We start from the raw sequence: 15,135 nt of genomic DNA, 5'->3' as shown, positions 1-15,135 counted from the left end.
GTTGCTTGATTGTGACGTCTAACGGTCAGGCTGTGCTGGGCGGCGGCCACGCTCTGAGTTTTTAGCTGCTACCCTTTCCGGGCACAGCAGCCGTGGAACTCATATTGCCAAAATTTAAGCACCGTACCGCTCGGTTCCGTTGTATGCTTCAAGCGAAGTATAATTCTGTTGCGATCAGCATAAGCGCGTGCTCCGGCCCAAATCATGTCAAAATCCGCCTGAGATTGCCAGATTGGATATGCTGCCTATGTATGCAGTATGTGGTTTCAGAAGCAGGTATCAGCCTGCGCTGACAGATACTGAATGAGAACCATTGAAACATACGCGAAGTTGCCAATGCTCGAATAGGAGAGATTGATATGAACCGCCCCGCTTTTAACCGTCGTTCCCTTCTGATTGGTGCCGGTGTTTCCGGCGCTGCTTTGGTGACCGGAACTACTGGCCTGTTGGTGCCGGCGCAGGCCAAAACCGATTACGCGCCGACCCAGACCATGCGCGGTGGCTCTAATAATTACAGCCCCAATGCGCCGCTTGTGGCAAATCTTGGCACAGGCTTTCTGATGTCCGGTACGGTTCTGAAAGCCGGTACGGGTGAACCATTGTCGAATGTCCGCATTCAAATCTGGGCGGCGACGCCGCGCGGCGGTGAACGTGAGCCGAGCAATCATGGCAGCGTGATGACCGCAGCAGACGGCACATACCAACTGGAAATGTCGCAGATTGTGCCTCATTTCGGTCAGGCTCATGGCCATCTGGCTTATGATGATGCGGACTTTGAAACAGTGTTCCTGCGCCCTGTCATGGACAGTAAGAATGACACCAGCCTTCAGGCCAATTTCGTTCTGACACCAGCTTAACCGCATGTCGCCCCCAGTTGCGCGCAGTGGGCACCGACTTGATGCCGGGCGTCCGCTCACTTTGTTGATCTGGCTTGTTCTGGCCGCTGCAGTTATCGGACCTGTTGCAATTGCCGCAACCAGCCCTGTGCTGGTCGGTCGCGACGCTGCCTACCTGGTTTCAGGCATTGCCGGTGTTACGGCTCTGGCCCTGCTGCTTTTGCAACCGCTGTTGGCCGCAGGATATCTGCCCGGCCTGCGTATGATGCAGGAGCGACGATGGCACCGTTGGCTTGGCAGCGGCATCTTTATCGCCGTGTTGCTGCATGTGGTCGGCCTTTACATCACCAGTCCACAAGACACGATTGATGCGCTTCTTCTGGTCTCTCCAACCCTGTTTTCGGTGTATGGGGTGGTCGGACTTTGGAGCCTCGTGCTGACTGCTGTGCTTGTTGCGGTCCGGTTGCGGATAGGTGTTCGTTACGGGATCTGGCGGATCATTCACAACAGTTTGGCGGTGGTCGTGGTGGTATCAAGCGTTGTGCATGCATGGATGATTGAAGGTGCGATGGGTCATCTGTCCAAGGTGCTCCTATGTATCGGTGTGCTTTTGGCGACAGCAATCGTTATCCTGCATCTGCGCGTCGTTAAACCCATGCTGAGAAACCGGTAGCCACTGGAACGACAGGGTGGCGGGATTTGCCAAAGATCTTTAATCTCCTTGATGTTGAGACAGCATAATAGCTCATGTGGGGGTCGGTTTCTTTTCTGCGGCGATAATCTCCTGAAGCCGCAAAAGACTTGCCTCCCAACCTGCACGCGTTTTTTCACAAATTTCCGGATTCAAAATACCCGTATGCCGCAATGTTAATAGAACGCCAAACGGGTGAGAGGTCAGATGATAGGTCACAAAAGCTGTGCCACTTGGCGATCCGACCGCTCTCCAGGTGTGGGAGAGCTTGTGTGGCGGGACGACTTCAGTGAACTCACCCTCGAGTTGGTAGGGTTGCCCACCGCCGATGCTGCACCAGACAGGCCTGTTGCTGCGATGGCTGCTGTTGTGCCCGTCAAATGCACGCTTGAGGAATGCATGGCCATCTTCGGTGCAGTCAGGTGCTCAACGCTTCCCAGCGCCGTCACCTGTTCCCGGAGTTCGTCCGTCAGTGGTATCGGCGACCAGACAAAAAGAGCGTCATTGGGTAATCTTATGACAGCCATTCGTGTCGGGTAATGGAAACCTGCGACTGCAACCGCCATCGATCCATCAGCAATCCAAATATCATGTCCAAATGATTTCAGCATACTCACTCCCGAAACTTCCGCATATGGATGTAAGAATTGCCAAAGATATGTGATGATTGGAAATCACTTTTAGACTAGAAAAACACATAATACGCATTGCCGGGCCGATATCAGATTAGTTAAGCGTCCTATCAAACTTCAAGCAGACCCATTCCCCGATGAGGGCGGGTTCCATACACAAGCAGAAAGGCATTCGTCTATGATGAACACCAAACCAGAAGCAGGCGGGGCTTTGCCGCACATGAGTTTCCCGAAGCTTGGTGGGGGCACGCTCAGCATTGGCGGTGCCACTGAACGTCACACGCTGTTGGTCGTCTATCGCGGAAAACATTGCGGACGTTGCAAGAAATACCTGGCTATGCTTGAAGGATTGAAATCCGACTGGGAAGAGGCCGGGTTTGATCTGGTTGTTGTGTCAGCCGATCCGAGGGAAAAGGCAAAGGCGGATGTCGACGAATTCGGCTGGAGTTTTGATATCGGCTACGATCTGAGTGAAGAGCAGATGCTTGGCCTTGGTGTTTATATTTCGGACCCGTTATCACCTGATGAGACAGATCGCAGATTTGCAGAGCCTGGTATTTTCTGTGTTCGTCCAGATGGCATTATTCAGGTGGTCTGCATCTCCAACGGGCCTGCCGCGCGTCCAGAACTGAATGAATTGCTGGACGGTATGAAATTCAATATTGCCCATAACAGACCTGCCCGCGGGACTGTCTGAGAGGCTTTTTGGAATTGGATGTCCTTGATGGCTGAACCAACCTTTTGCATAGGGGTCCCAACCTACAAGCGTGCGGATGACCTTCAACGGTTTCTTGTTGCCATCAAGGCCCAATTGCTTGGCAAGCCGAATGTTCGTCTCGTGATCGTCAATGATGCCAGCCATGATGATGCCTATCAGAAGCTGGTCGAGCAGCATGATGGATTGTTTGAGTATCGCATCATGCCGCAAAATGCCGGCCCTGCAATGGCGCGGCAGGAGGCTTTTTCTGGTGCTGAGGAGGATTTCCTGGTCATGACCGATGATGACTGCATTCCTGGGCCGAACTGGCTGGACTATCTGGAAGCGATTGTCCTCGCCGATCCGGAAATTGATGTGATTGCGGGAAACATAGAACCGGTATGGCACAGCAAGCCAAGTGTGTTTGCAACGCTCATAGCTGCGCGGAGTAATTATCCAGGGCCAGTCGTCTCTGATCATGGTTTGTTAACGGCAGTTGGGGCCAATGCTGCCTTCCGGCGAACCTTATTTGAACGAATTGGCGGTTATGAGCAGGAGTTGAGTGTTGCTGCAGAGGATTGCTGCTTGACCCAGCGTGCAATCAAGTCTGGTGGTCGGCATCTGGTCGCATGGAACTGGTTGATTGGTCACAAGGCAAAGACAAACCTTCGAGAGATTGCCAAGCGTGCGTTCAACTATGGCTTTGGATCCGTCCAATATACTCTGCTGGAGCAGGATTGGGTGGTGGCGGAGATGTGTTCGGATGGCACTTTTAGCGGAGGGCTTAAAACAATCAGGCGCAAGGTTGGGACCCAATGGGCTGAGTGTCGCGAACAGGGTCAATCCTGGGTGATGACGTTTGGATTTACCGCGATCAGTGTTTTGAAATCGGTTCAGTTTGAACGTGGATGGAAAAATGGCTTGCAAAAATTTTCGAAAGCCTATGGATGTGACCTTCCGCAGCAACCTGATATGGCAAAAGTGGCCGTCGATTTTTTGGATGAGCGCGCGCAGCAACACGCTTTGGGCGTGTGAGCCCGGGATTCTCAGAACGAAGGTCGGTCTAGTCGCCCCCTAGGTGCTCTCAAGAAGCTCCACCACACCCTTCGCAACCAATTGGGTTGCGCTAGCTGGTAAGTTCATGTCAGCAATCGACCTGGCCACAGCCTGTGCGTTTTCTCCGAAGCGGCGGACCTCCAGCACGGCTGATATCGCATTCTTCAGATCATCTACGTTGGCAGATCGGATTCCCTTGCCGACACCCAGACTTTCCAACCGACCCGCTGTTGCTTCTGACTCAAAATGGATGGGCACAATGATTTGTGGCCGGCCAGAAATCAGTGCCGCTTGAGAAAGCCCGGCGCCGCCATGTGACATGACGGCCGTTACCGTGGGTAAGACTTCAGAGAGTTCTGGTGGTTTTGAATAAATGTGCCCCCCACGAAGCTTTAGAAACTGGGCAGCCGCTGTATTTGTATTTCCAAGATAGGCAGAGATTTTCGCTTTTGTTTGAGAGACAGCCTGAATGATCGGATCCAGATATTCCGGCACTGCACCGGCATAGAGAAAGAGATGTGGTTCATCCGGCAAGTCTGTCCTGCGGAGTCCTTCATTGTACGAACCCAGCAATTCTTCATTCCGAAGACCGGCATAGGGGTCTGCTTGCGGTAACGAGAATACAAACCGCTTTTCTGTGTTCAGTAATTCAGGCAGTGCCGAGAGCGTTGGCTGGCCTCGCTCTGCCAGTACGGTATTGATGTTGCGAAGCATCGCTTCCTGATACTGGGCAGGTTCCACACCGGCGCGCAAAGTCGGATATCTTGGCATGTTAACCGGTGGCATTGTGTGAGCGCTTCCGATAAGGGCAACCGAAATTCTGCCACGTGCTGCAAGACAAAGGCTTGGGCTGTGATCTGCGACGATCAGATCAGGCTTGAGCAGAGTGAGCACATCATCCCAGGCAGACAGAATTGAAGTCAGGCGCTCTTTTTTCAGATAGCCGATTTGTTCCAGAACTTCAGAATAGCTGGACGTTCTGGTTATGGCCGTCTGGGATGGTTCTGATACAGGTGCGGGAAGTATTGGAAAGGCAGCACCGGTGAATGCCTGATGCGCGCCGACACAGTCCTTGACCGAGAAAATGCACTCATATTGCTCGGCACCGGATTGTTGTGCCAGCACACGATCCGCTACCGCTTTGAGGGGCGCGAAATGGCCCAGTCCGCCGCCGAGTTCCGATACAAAAAGTATTTTTTTCATGACATGGTATCAATCAAAAATAGTTGCGGCACCAGTTTCCAACCCAGAAACAAGGTGCCGCTATAGTGTGCTTGTCAGATCGCTTGTATTTGATCTGCGCCGCGTCTGTTTGTTTTAGTATCCCAGGCCACCGCCACCAGCAGTTGCAAGAGCGCTTCCAGGAAGATTGTCAACCGGATCGTCGAAGCGATGACGCGTTTTCAAAGTCGTTCCTTCGCCGAAGTAGAACCTTACGCCAAGCGAAGCGCTGACATAATCGTCTTCGCCTACAACGCCGTCCGCAAACAGGGACAATCCGTTAAAGGATTCAATTGCAGGGGCCCACTCTACGCCTGCTGTCCCGAGTATGTCAGTGTTCGGATCGGTTGCAGCGCCAATTGACAGGACGAGATTGTCGGTCGCATACCACGACAGATCCAGCTGAGCATACAGACCGTCTTCTTCGAAATCAGAAAACGGAGATGGCTCAAAATCGCCAGTGAAGTTGATGAACTGATAGCCGGCGCCTGCAGCCAGCGTAAACTGGTCCAAGTATAACTCACCTTCAGCGCCAACGCGGGTGATAGACAGTCCCGGAGCGAACTCCAGATTGGGAAAGCTTTCGAAAGCATCATCATCGCCTTCCAACTCAACGTAGGACGCCGTGACGCCGAAAAGACCTTTCATCGGATCGCGCCAGAACAAATGTCCGCCGACACCATACACAAATTCGCCATCTACTTCATCGCTGGATCCAAAACCATTGATGCCTGAAATATCGTCATCGCGGTTAATGTACCCGAGCAAACCATCCAGCTGGAAACCAAAGGAGTGCAGGATTGGCGTCGTTACAGAGGCTGTGCCAACAAAGGTTTGGCTTGTATCTCTGTCAGTCTCATCACTATTGAAGAACGTACCGCCGTCCTGGAGGCCAGCGGCGATGCCGATTTTAAAGTTAAGACCGGAAACAGCCGGGTAGCTGCCCATCATAGGATTTTCGGATGCTGGATCAGCAGCAACGGCTTGGCCCGCGACCATCGCTCCGCCGAGGCCGACCATTGCAGCGAATGCAGGTGCCTTGGCGAATTTTGAGAGGCCGGAGAGGAATGAATCTGATGCCACGACGGAGGCTGCATCAACCGGAACAAGGCTCATTGCCGGGATTTCAAAGCCAATGCGCAAGGCATGTACGAACAAGGAAGAATTGTCCGGCATGACTGAGCGATAGGCATTTCTGACTGCGTTTTCAGTTTCCGCAAGATCAGCAATTTTGACCTTTTTGTCGGCGAAGAATTTTGTGTGGTTCAGAACTACAAAAGCTGTGCGCAGCTGTGTGTTCCAATAGATGCCTGCAACCTTATCACTCAAGGAGGCGCGGATGTTCTGTGCGAAATCCACCAACTCTGCGGAGCGACCAAATGCGCCTGTTGGATCATGGAGGAAGTCTGAGCCTTCATAGCGTGCAAGCAGGCTCTGCAAGGACGTTGCGCTGGCAATCTTGCGGTCTGCATGAGACCGGACTTTGACTGTTGCATTCAGACCGCTTGCTTTCAACTCGGCAAGCAATGCCTTGTTATCCTTGCGGGATGCCACTGATTTAACAGTGTGGGCTGTCACAATTGTGCGGCCAAATGCGTCGCGTTTTGCTGTCACCAAGTGACTGCGTGCAGCAGATGCCGCGCAAGCCTGTGCCAAGCGAGATTTCATCTCGGACGTAAACTCTATGGATTTTTTGCTCATTTCAGCCCCAACCTAATGACGTCATATTTAGAAACATTGATTCATTGAAATGTTACTGCAGCATTGCCAAAGCGACAAGCGACCAGTGATCGTAGCTCCCTTTCAGGCCATTAACCATCCGAACTGTTGCTAAAAAGCAACGAAAATCCGTTGTTCGGAATGGGTGGCGACGCATCAAGAAGGATGATTGTAACAGCTTGGCAACTGTTATATTGAGCAGCACACTGCAAATGCAGACGCATCGTTGGGTCTCTATCACACGATTGTCACAGCACCGGAGGCACGAAGCATGCATCGTTCAGGTCTCCTAACGGAGCCAGATTCTGCGGATATCTATCTTCAGAAAAATGTTCCAGTTAGCTGTTGCGAGATTTTTGGGGAACAGGCCATCGCCTGCGCGGTGGCGCGCGGTGACATCCGGCTCTTGCACAACAAGGTCACGGGCCTGATTTCCAACGCGGCGTTTGCCAGTTCGACGCAGAGTTTTTCCAGCAATTATAACGGGTCACAACACAGTTCGGCACATTTTGGGCGCTATGCGGCGGATCTGTCCAAACGACTGGGAGAAAAGCATGATCTGCGTGGCAAGCATGTTGTCGAGATCGGTTGTGGGGATGGGACCTTTCTGAACGGTTTGTGCAAGATTTCAGGTGCCCGCGGAACCGGTATAGACCCCAGCCTTTTGCAGAGCGCCAGCGCTGACGGGACTATACGGTTTTTGGCAGAACGCCTGGGAGAGCAGCATTACGGGCTGGAACCGGATTTGATCATTTGTCGGCACACGCTTGAGCACATTGGTGAGCTTGAGGAGATTTTGCAGCACGTCTCGGGGTTGATGCAGGGGCGCACCGATATACCCTTTTATGTGGATGTGCCTGATGCAACACGGATCGCGGATGAAGGTGCTTTCTGGGACGTGTATTACGAACATTGCCACTATTTCACACCTGACAGCCTGCAGAATGTGTTGCGCTTGAACGGATTTAAAACCGAAGATATCCATACTGAATTTGATGGACAATATGTCTGTGCAACGGCTTATCTGCTGGAGACTCATGCAGGTGTTAAGCCTGCTGATGGAACAGATCCGCGGCCACAGGAGGTGACGTTGCTGACTTCTCGCCTGGCCACTAATCTGAATAAGCAGCGCAACATGTGGCGGCACTGGTTTGAACGACGGTTACCCCGGTCAGTTGTTCTTTGGGGCAGTGGATCGAAAGCGGTGGCCTTTTTAACATCACTAGGGCTGAACAGTCAGGTCGCGGCTGTTGTGGACATCAACCCGGATAAGCAAAATTCATTTCTTGCAGGAACAGGGCATCCTGTGGTGCCACCATCTGAACTAGTCGATCTTTCTGCCGAATTTATCATTATCATGAACCCGGCCTATGTCTCTGAAATCAAGGATGTCCTGGCTGATCTTTCCGTGGTTGCCAAAATCCTTGTGCTGGGTTGCTCGCAGCCGGACACTGATCAAGAGCTGCCAGCATGAGCGGTCGTGAGAAGATAGTGTTGCTGGCTGGGGGGAAGGGGAGCCGGATAAAACAGGGAGACAGCCCACCAAAGCCCCTGACACCAATCGGTGAGAATCCCATTATCGCTCATATCATCGATGGCTTTGCCAGGCAGGGTTTTACGGATGTTGTTGTTGCGCTTGGCCACTACAAAGGGGCCATGCGTGCGTTTTTTTCCGGGGAGCAATCAAATGTCAGGATTGAGCCGGTTGATACGGGCGAGGATACTGATACGGGTGGCCGTGTTCTCCGGCTGAAATCCATATTGGAGCAAGACCCGTTCATTCTGGCCTATAGCGACGCCGTTTGGGATGTGGATTTATCCAATCTGCTTCGGTTTCATAGATCCCATAAGCGGACTGCGACAATTGTTGCTGTCCAGCCGCGTTTATCTTACGGACTGCTTGGCCTGAACGGAGACCAGGTCACCAGCATGATTGAAAAGCCGATGCTCGAAGATTTGTGGGTGAGTGCGGGTATCTTTGTGCTGGAACCGGATGTCTTTGGCCATCTGACCGGTGATGACACAAGTTGGGAGCTAGAAACTTTACCTCTTCTAGCTGGCAGCAATGAATTGATGGTCTATAAGCATCGCGGTTTCTGGCAATCGATGGACACATTGAAAGACGCGGAATTGCTGAACGAAATTTGGGAAGATGGACATGCACCATGGTTGCAGACATCAAAAAAGGACTAACTGTAAATGCGGGTACTGGTGACGGGACATAAGGGCTATCTGGGGGCCGCTGTCACAGACGAATTGCTGTCAAAAGGACATGAAGTCACCGGACTGGATACCGACCTTTTTGAACGCTGTGTTTACGAGTATGACCGTGATGCAAACGCTCGTCTGACAATTGCCGAATTGGCGATGGATTTGCGCGATGTTCGCGCTGAACACATTGCGGGGCAGGATGCCGTTATTCATCTTGCCGGCTTGTCGAATGATCCACTGGGTGAATTCGATCCAAAATTAACTTATGAAATCAATCATGAAGCGTCTGTTCGCCTTGCAGAGCTATGTCGGCAAACTGGCATAAGCCGTCTCATACTTGCCTCCTCCTGTTCAGTCTATGGCGCCAGTGACGACGCCATTTTGGATGAGCAATCGGAATTCGCTCCGGTCACTGCCTATGCCTGGTCCAAACTGAAAATGGAGCAGGATATTGCAGCGCTTGCGGATGATGTGTTCTCACCGGTTTTCATGCGCAGCGGGACTGTTTACGGGTTGTCGCCGCGCATGCGTTTTGATCTTGTTGTCAACAATCTTATGGCATGGACTGTCGATACCGGAGAGATTTTCCTCAAGAGTGATGGGCTTGCCTGGCGTCCGATCATTCATCTTCGCGATGTGGCAAAAGCTTTTGTGGCCATGCTGGAAGTCGATCGTCAGCATGTGCATTTGCAGGCATTCAATGTTGCGGTTGACAGCGAAAACTATCAAATTCGCGATATAGCGGCCAAGATCCAGAGCCAGATACCGAATTCCAATATTGTGTTTGAAACTGCTGCCAGCAGCGACAACAGAAATTATCGGGTCAGCGGTAAAAAGCTTGAAACCATATTAGGTCCGGACTGGACACAACACAGTCTGGAAGACGGTATTGCTGAGCTCCATGCTGCTCTCACGACGACAAAGGTTCGGCCAGATGAGTTTGAAGGGACCAGGTTTCAGCGCCTCGCGCATCTGAAATCCCGAGTCTCGAATGGTGAACTGACATCGGAATTGCGCCACGCTCTTTCAAGAGACCACACAGCTTGAAACAGGGGCAACACATGTGCCGTTCCTGCGGCTCGCCAGCGCTGCACGATGTTATCAGCTTTGGCAAAGTGCCTTTAACCGCCCATTTCCCAAAGCCGTCTGATCCGGTTGACACCGAGATGCTGTTTGAACTGGACTTGGTCAGTTGCGCTGATTGCACCTTGGTGCAGCTTCGTGAAACGCCGCCAGCCGCGCTGATGTTTGATGAGAATTATCCGTATTTTTCATCGCTCTCACAGACTCTGATGGAAGCATCGCGGGATTTTGCGGACGAGATTGGTGCGCAACTCGACCTGTCGGAGACGTCGCAGGTCATCGAGATTGCCAGCAATGATGGCTATCTGCTTCAGAATTTTGTGCGCATGGGAATTCCGGCCCTTGGAATTGAGCCAACGCCGAAGGCGGCTGCTCTGGCCCGCAGTGTTGGCGTCAACACATTGCAGGCGTTCTTTTCTGAGGAATTGGCGCAGTCACTTGTTGATGAAGGCAACCGTGCGGATTTGGTAATTGCCAATAATGTTTTGGCTCACGTGCCTGATCTGAACGGGTTTGTTGCAGGTATCAGGCGTCTGTTGAAACCCAAGGGTATCGCGTCTTTCGATGTGGGCTATCTGATTGATCTGGTTGAAAAGCTGGCATTTGATACGATCTATCATGAGCATCATTGTTACTTCAGTCTGACGGCACTGGTCCGCTTGTTCGAGCGTAACGGGCTGGAGATATTTGACTGTGAGAGCATTTCGGCGCAGGGCGGCTCATTACGCGTGTTTGCTCGGCATCAAAGCGCTTCTTCCGCAGCGCATTCCCAGATGATTCAGGACCGGCTGCTCTATGAGAGCACGTTGGGTGTCGCTGATGGGCGGTTGTTGAGTGACTTTTCCGACCGGGTCACACAACTGGTGTCACAGATATCAGCCTGTCTGCGGCAACTAAAGTCGGATGGCGCTTCTATCTCCGGATATGGCGCTGCTGCGAAAGGTGCGATGCTGCTGAATGCGGCACAACTTGATGGCACTGTGCTCGACTATGTCGTCGATAAAAACACCGAGAAGCAGGGCAGACTGATGCCCGGTATGCGCATTCCGATTGTATCACCGGATGTTCTGCAAAGTGATCCACCGGACTATCTGATTATTCTGCCGTGGAATCTGGCGGATGAGATCGTGGGCCAGCAAAAAGACTATGCTCTGGCTGGTGGACAATTCATTGTGCCATTGCCGCAATTCCGGATTTCCAACGGGACGTAAGATTGGGATGTAAGATGTTGCGCAGGCCTCAGCCATCTTTCGATACTGGGTCTGCGTTCCTTACAGGCCAGAGATCAGGTTTGGTAGAAAATACGGATTGGTAAAACGTAATGACCTTGAACCAGCGCGGCATCCGATAGGCGGCGTAGTTGACATGAGAGCGCCAGACTAATTTGACCAATGCCCAGTAGAGACCAGGCACTCGGGGTATTTGTTTGTCTTTTAGAATTTCGGTCAGCAGGCGATACAGCCGAAACGCTTTCTGCAATGCGTATTTTTGAGTGTTTTCAGCCTGGACAATATAAGCCTCAAGTGGCGTTACATCCCGTTCGGCCAGCACTTTATCGATCTCGAAATATTTGCCATGCTCCATGGTGCGCGCAATCAGCTGGAAGTCCCAGCCGGGATAGGTCACGTCCGGAAATGCGTTGATCAAAGCTTCACGGCGCATCAGCGAGAAAGCCCTCGCGTTTTCCACCGGATCGGTCAGATAACGCACCAGATTCTTGTCGTTGTCGTCCATCAAAGGTGCCGTGCCCTTGGACATGTGACTGAATTGGCCGTCCTCAAAAAATGCAACCTTGCCGGTGCTGGCTGCAATGTCCGTGTTTGCTTGCAGGATTACCAGCGTCTCTTCCATGAATTCAGGGTACCAACGGTCATCCGCAGGGGCGAACATAAAGTAGGGCGCTGAGGTGTTCTCAAAAGCCCTTTTGAAGCTCAAACGAATGTCGACGCGTTCGTCAAATCTGACGAGGCGCACACGGGAATCCTGTTTGGCAAAAGCCTCAACAATTTTGGGTGTGCCGTCTTCGCTGGCGTTGTCGCATATGACGAGCTCGAAATTCTGGAAGGTTTGCGCCAACAGGTTTTGGATTGCCACGCCGATTGTTTTTTCCGCATTGAGAACCGGCATTCCGACGGAAATCAGAGGCATGTCTTTTCCAATCAAATTTGAACCCTGTTTGATGACAGGATGCATTCTACAAAAGGCTAAAGCGGGCTACAGAAGGCTATAGCGGGATTTTCTGTCGTCTGTCGCTGGCGATTAATTGCTGGATCTGTTTTACGATCTGGTCGGCGTGTGCGCTTGCGACCTGATCCGCAGTTTCAACATCTCCGGCTGCAATTGCTTCGATCATAAGGTCATGCTCTTTCAGATATTGCTCGGGTAAGCAATCATCGAATGATGAGTAATACAGGCGCATGATGCGGCGGCCTTCATCCAGAACACGGTTGAAGAGAGTTTCGAAATAGGTGTTGCGGGCTGCGGCAGCGATAGCTGCATGAAAATCCCTGTTTGTCGCAATCATGGCCAGCACATCCCGCGTTTCGACGGCCTGCGCGAAGATTGCCTGCTTCGCCCTTATATCTTCCAAATCGTCGTCGGTTCTGTATTGGGCGGCCAGCCGTGTGGTGACCCGGTGCATCAATGACAGCGCATTAAGGTTCAGAAAATCAATGTTCGACACAACAGAGGACCGGTTGGGAAGTGTTGTTACCAGCCCCTCAGCAGCAAGCCGGACCAACGCCTCGCGAATGGGTGTGCGTGACATGTCAAAGCGTGCCGCCAGCTGTATCTCATCAATGGCGCTGCCGGGAGGCAGAACCAGATCAATGATCTCATCACGCAATTCCTGGTAAACCAGAGTGGCCCCTGATCCGCGTTTGCGACGGTTTTGTTTTGGTGTCGTCGCAGCAGTCATGGTGCACTCCCTTGTAGTTGAAATACATACAAATTGTAGCTGTAGGCTTCAAGTCGACCCAGTCAGCTGCCGTAATCTTCATGGGCATCATGCCGTCAAACCAGCTGATCACCCCAACGGGATTTGGATTAGGAGCTTGCCGACAAAAGGAATGCAATAATTATATTTGCTAAAAATACCGAGCGCTCTGCGGCATTGCATACCCGCATTTTGCGCTCTGGTTACGCTTTCATTTTCAACCGCCGACATTGCAATAAGGTGGCAGCGATCGATGCGACAAGTCGTGCTGAAGTGTGTGTTTTCATTCGCTTATTTTTATAATACTCTTTGTATAAGTTCATGAAAACAACATGATATGGGCCAAACTTGCACAGGCCAAATTACAAACAGTATTGACTGTTTGTAATTTGGCCTGTTAGCTTTCGATGGTCCAACCATGGAGACTGTCATGAATTTCCCCAAGAATTTTTCGGCCCCGCAACTGCTTAGTCGCTTCTCATTCGTGCTGGCCTCGGCTGCCCTGGCCGTGTCGTCTGTCACCGTTGCAAATGCAGCTGAAAACTGGAACCTGTCGAATGCCTACGCAGCAAACAGCATTCACGGCGAAGGCAATGTTGTCTTTGCCGAGGCGCTGGCGCGGAACAGTGGCGGCGAAATTACTGTGACACTGCATCCAGGTGGCGCGCTTGGCTATGCCTCCGGTGACCACTTTGACGCGGTTGCTGATGGGGCTGTGGAAATTGCGGATACACCGGGTAATTTCCTTGGCGGTATTGATTCCTTCCTGCTTTTATCGGCCCTTCCATTCCTGGCCAATACGGTTGATCAGGCCCGTGATCTGATGGAAGTAGCGATGCCGGAATATGAGAAGATTTTTGAAAGCAACGGTCAGATTGTGCTCTACGCCTCACCGTGGCCAGCGTCTGGCATATGGGCCAAAACACCCGTGAAATCCGCCAGTGATCTTGCCAGCGTCAAAATAAGAACATTCGATTCCAGCAGCACCAGAGCCTTTCAGGCTATTGGAGCGTCGCCCATTCAACTGGCCTGGGCTGACGTTGTTCCTCAACTTGCAACAGGTGGCATTGCGGCGGTTTTGACCTCTGCTGAAGGTGGTGTGACGCAGAGTTTTGTCGAGCACACCCCCTATTTTACCGAGATCAATTATGCGCTGCCGCTCAACTTTGTTCATATGAACAAGGATCTCTATGACGGCCTGACACCTGAGATGCAGAAGGCAGTTATGGACGCTGCCGCTGAGGCATCAGACCGCAACTGGAAAGAAGTCGTTGCACGCACACAGAAAAACTACGATGCGCTTGGTGCCGATGGCGGCACGATCATCACGGAACTGAGTGATACATTTCTGGCCGAACTTGGTACCGCTGGCGATGGTGTCCTTGAAGAGTGGCTTGGCAAATCGGGCGAGCGCGGAACTGCCGTTATTGAAGCCTTTGGCAAGATGTAAGCCGAACAGACAGCCTCTCCTCCTCCCAGCCGCTTTGCCCTCGGGCGAAGCGGCACCCCTATTCACCGCCATTTTAGCCAAAGGACATTCTGCATGATCGCAGCGATTTCAGATCATCTGTCCCGATTGGCGGCATTGGCGGCCTGTATCATTCTGGTCGCGATGGCCGGGTTGATCTGTGTCGAGATATTCATGCGCACCGTGCTTGATACCTCGACTTTCGTGCTTGATGAATTTGTTGGCTATGGCGTTGCCAGCATGACGTTTTTGTCCCTGGGATCCGCCTTGAAATCTCAGGTGTTCATTCGCGTGAATCTGTTGCTGGCAAACCTCCCCGAAGGACCACGCAGGGTGGTGGAGGTTGCTTCGCATCTGGCCGGCGTTCTGCTGTTCAGTTTCCTGACTTTCTATTTTTTGAAAATCGTAGCGCGTGACTTTTCGCGCGGCACCGTCAGTAACTCGATTGCAGAGGTTCCGCTCTGGATTCCCGAGGCGGTTATGGCTGTCGGGCTGATAATTTTTGTCCTGCAATTCGCGACGCTCAGCATCAGCTATTTGCGCGGCGCTCCCATCGTCCACATCCAGAAGGAATTGTAGGCCAATG

Annotated in this window: 16 protein-coding genes; 10 read left to right on the top strand and 6 right to left on the bottom strand. The window is 52.1% G+C overall.

Features of this window, described 5'->3' with window-relative positions; all coding sequences use genetic code 11:
• The first annotated feature begins 359 nt into the window (after positions 1-359).
• Both RAL91_RS23115 and RAL91_RS23110 read left to right on the top strand, forming a co-directional pair.
• Positions 360-857, top strand: coding sequence for a twin-arginine translocation pathway signal (locus RAL91_RS23115; RefSeq protein ID WP_306258588.1), 498 nt, complete (start codon positions 360-362; stop codon positions 855-857).
• 4 nt (positions 858-861) lie between these two features.
• Positions 862-1,509, top strand: a complete 648-nt coding sequence (locus tag RAL91_RS23110) for a ferric reductase-like transmembrane domain-containing protein (RefSeq protein WP_306258587.1) — start codon at positions 862-864, stop codon at positions 1,507-1,509.
• Between the two features lie 72 nt (positions 1,510-1,581).
• Here the strand turns inward: RAL91_RS23110 and RAL91_RS25165 are convergent, their stop codons facing one another.
• Both RAL91_RS25165 and RAL91_RS23105 read right to left on the bottom strand, forming a co-directional pair.
• On the bottom strand, positions 1,582-1,857 hold the full coding sequence (locus RAL91_RS25165; protein WP_371932563.1) for an SRPBCC domain-containing protein: 276 nt from the start codon (positions 1,855-1,857) through the stop codon (positions 1,582-1,584).
• Positions 1,743-2,138: a hypothetical protein gene (locus RAL91_RS23105; protein ID WP_306258586.1), complete on the bottom strand. Its 396-nt coding sequence runs from the start codon at positions 2,136-2,138 to the stop codon at positions 1,743-1,745. The genes RAL91_RS25165 and RAL91_RS23105 overlap by 115 nt, the downstream gene beginning before the upstream one ends.
• 199 nt (positions 2,139-2,337) lie before the next feature.
• Between RAL91_RS23105 and RAL91_RS23100 the strand changes: the two genes are divergently transcribed.
• The gene (locus tag RAL91_RS23100) at positions 2,338-2,856 is read left to right on the top strand and encodes a redoxin domain-containing protein (RefSeq protein ID WP_306258585.1); all 519 of its coding nucleotides are present in this window, start codon (positions 2,338-2,340) and stop codon (positions 2,854-2,856) included.
• Positions 2,857-2,883: 27 nt separating this feature from the next.
• Positions 2,884-3,891 (top strand): glycosyltransferase family 2 protein, encoded by a 1,008-nt coding sequence (locus tag RAL91_RS23095; protein WP_306258584.1) that lies wholly within the window; start codon positions 2,884-2,886, stop codon positions 3,889-3,891.
• Between the two features lie 39 nt (positions 3,892-3,930).
• Here RAL91_RS23095 and RAL91_RS23090 read toward each other — a convergent pair whose 3' ends face one another.
• Positions 3,931-5,115, bottom strand: coding sequence for a nucleotide disphospho-sugar-binding domain-containing protein (locus RAL91_RS23090; protein ID WP_306258583.1), 1,185 nt, complete (start codon positions 5,113-5,115; stop codon positions 3,931-3,933).
• A 114-nt stretch (positions 5,116-5,229) separates the two neighbouring features.
• On the bottom strand, positions 5,230-6,834 hold the full coding sequence (locus RAL91_RS23085) for a hypothetical protein (protein WP_306258582.1): 1,605 nt from the start codon (positions 6,832-6,834) through the stop codon (positions 5,230-5,232).
• A 289-nt stretch (positions 6,835-7,123) separates the two neighbouring features.
• Between RAL91_RS23085 and RAL91_RS23080 the strand changes: the two genes are divergently transcribed.
• Genes RAL91_RS23080 through RAL91_RS23065 form a run of 4 tightly spaced genes read left to right on the top strand, consistent with a single transcriptional unit; the run spans position 7,124 to position 11,357 of the window.
• Positions 7,124-8,326, top strand: coding sequence for a class I SAM-dependent methyltransferase (locus RAL91_RS23080; protein ID WP_306258581.1), 1,203 nt, complete (start codon positions 7,124-7,126; stop codon positions 8,324-8,326).
• Positions 8,323-9,045: a sugar phosphate nucleotidyltransferase gene (locus RAL91_RS23075; protein ID WP_306258580.1), complete on the top strand. Its 723-nt coding sequence runs from the start codon at positions 8,323-8,325 to the stop codon at positions 9,043-9,045. Before RAL91_RS23080 ends, RAL91_RS23075 begins: the two co-directional genes overlap by 4 nt.
• Positions 9,046-9,051: 6 nt before the next feature.
• Positions 9,052-10,110 (top strand): NAD(P)-dependent oxidoreductase, encoded by a 1,059-nt coding sequence (locus RAL91_RS23070; protein WP_306258579.1) that lies wholly within the window; start codon positions 9,052-9,054, stop codon positions 10,108-10,110.
• A gap of 14 nt (positions 10,111-10,124) precedes the next feature.
• The gene (locus RAL91_RS23065; RefSeq protein ID WP_306258578.1) at positions 10,125-11,357 is read left to right on the top strand and encodes a class I SAM-dependent methyltransferase; all 1,233 of its coding nucleotides are present in this window, start codon (positions 10,125-10,127) and stop codon (positions 11,355-11,357) included.
• A 28-nt stretch (positions 11,358-11,385) separates the two neighbouring features.
• Here RAL91_RS23065 and RAL91_RS23060 read toward each other — a convergent pair whose 3' ends face one another.
• A complete protein-coding gene (locus tag RAL91_RS23060) occupies positions 11,386-12,294 on the bottom strand; it encodes a glycosyltransferase family 2 protein (protein ID WP_306258577.1) in 909 nt (302 codons plus the stop codon).
• A 76-nt stretch (positions 12,295-12,370) separates the two neighbouring features.
• Entirely contained in the window at positions 12,371-13,063 is a 693-nt protein-coding gene (locus RAL91_RS23055; protein WP_306258576.1) for a GntR family transcriptional regulator, read from the bottom strand.
• Positions 13,064-13,511: 448 nt separating this feature from the next.
• Between RAL91_RS23055 and RAL91_RS23050 the strand changes: the two genes are divergently transcribed.
• Complete coding sequence (locus RAL91_RS23050; protein ID WP_306258575.1) at positions 13,512-14,531, top strand: TRAP transporter substrate-binding protein; 1,020 nt, start codon at positions 13,512-13,514, stop codon at positions 14,529-14,531.
• A gap of 93 nt (positions 14,532-14,624) precedes the next feature.
• A complete protein-coding gene (locus tag RAL91_RS23045) occupies positions 14,625-15,128 on the top strand; it encodes a TRAP transporter small permease (protein ID WP_306258574.1) in 504 nt (167 codons plus the stop codon).
• The last annotated feature ends 7 nt before the right edge of the window (positions 15,129-15,135 follow it).

Source organism: Pararhizobium sp. IMCC21322, from assembly GCF_030758295.1.
Classification (GTDB): Bacteria; Pseudomonadota; Alphaproteobacteria; order Rhizobiales.
This window is presented reverse-complemented; position numbering and strand designations above follow the sequence as displayed.

Coding starts and splice junctions, on each gene's coding strand:
- RAL91_RS23085 (WP_306258582.1), bottom strand. CDS start 6,834: ATGAGCAAAAAATCCATAGAGTTTACGTCCGAGATGAAATCTCGCTTG.
- RAL91_RS23065 (WP_306258578.1), top strand. CDS start 10,125: ATGTGCCGTTCCTGCGGCTCGCCAGCGCTGCACGATGTTATCAGCTTT.
- RAL91_RS23050 (WP_306258575.1), top strand. CDS start 13,512: ATGAATTTCCCCAAGAATTTTTCGGCCCCGCAACTGCTTAGTCGCTTC.
- RAL91_RS23060 (WP_306258577.1), bottom strand. CDS start 12,294: ATGCCTCTGATTTCCGTCGGAATGCCGGTTCTCAATGCGGAAAAAACA.
- RAL91_RS23055 (WP_306258576.1), bottom strand. CDS start 13,063: ATGACTGCTGCGACGACACCAAAACAAAACCGTCGCAAACGCGGATCA.
- RAL91_RS23095 (WP_306258584.1), top strand. CDS start 2,884: ATGGCTGAACCAACCTTTTGCATAGGGGTCCCAACCTACAAGCGTGCG.
- RAL91_RS23105 (WP_306258586.1), bottom strand. CDS start 2,138: ATGCTGAAATCATTTGGACATGATATTTGGATTGCTGATGGATCGATG.
- RAL91_RS23100 (WP_306258585.1), top strand. CDS start 2,338: ATGATGAACACCAAACCAGAAGCAGGCGGGGCTTTGCCGCACATGAGT.
- RAL91_RS23080 (WP_306258581.1), top strand. CDS start 7,124: ATGCATCGTTCAGGTCTCCTAACGGAGCCAGATTCTGCGGATATCTAT.
- RAL91_RS23070 (WP_306258579.1), top strand. CDS start 9,052: ATGCGGGTACTGGTGACGGGACATAAGGGCTATCTGGGGGCCGCTGTC.
- RAL91_RS23115 (WP_306258588.1), top strand. CDS start 360: ATGAACCGCCCCGCTTTTAACCGTCGTTCCCTTCTGATTGGTGCCGGT.
- RAL91_RS23110 (WP_306258587.1), top strand. CDS start 862: ATGTCGCCCCCAGTTGCGCGCAGTGGGCACCGACTTGATGCCGGGCGT.
- RAL91_RS23090 (WP_306258583.1), bottom strand. CDS start 5,115: ATGAAAAAAATACTTTTTGTATCGGAACTCGGCGGCGGACTGGGCCAT.
- RAL91_RS23045 (WP_306258574.1), top strand. CDS start 14,625: ATGATCGCAGCGATTTCAGATCATCTGTCCCGATTGGCGGCATTGGCG.
- RAL91_RS23075 (WP_306258580.1), top strand. CDS start 8,323: ATGAGCGGTCGTGAGAAGATAGTGTTGCTGGCTGGGGGGAAGGGGAGC.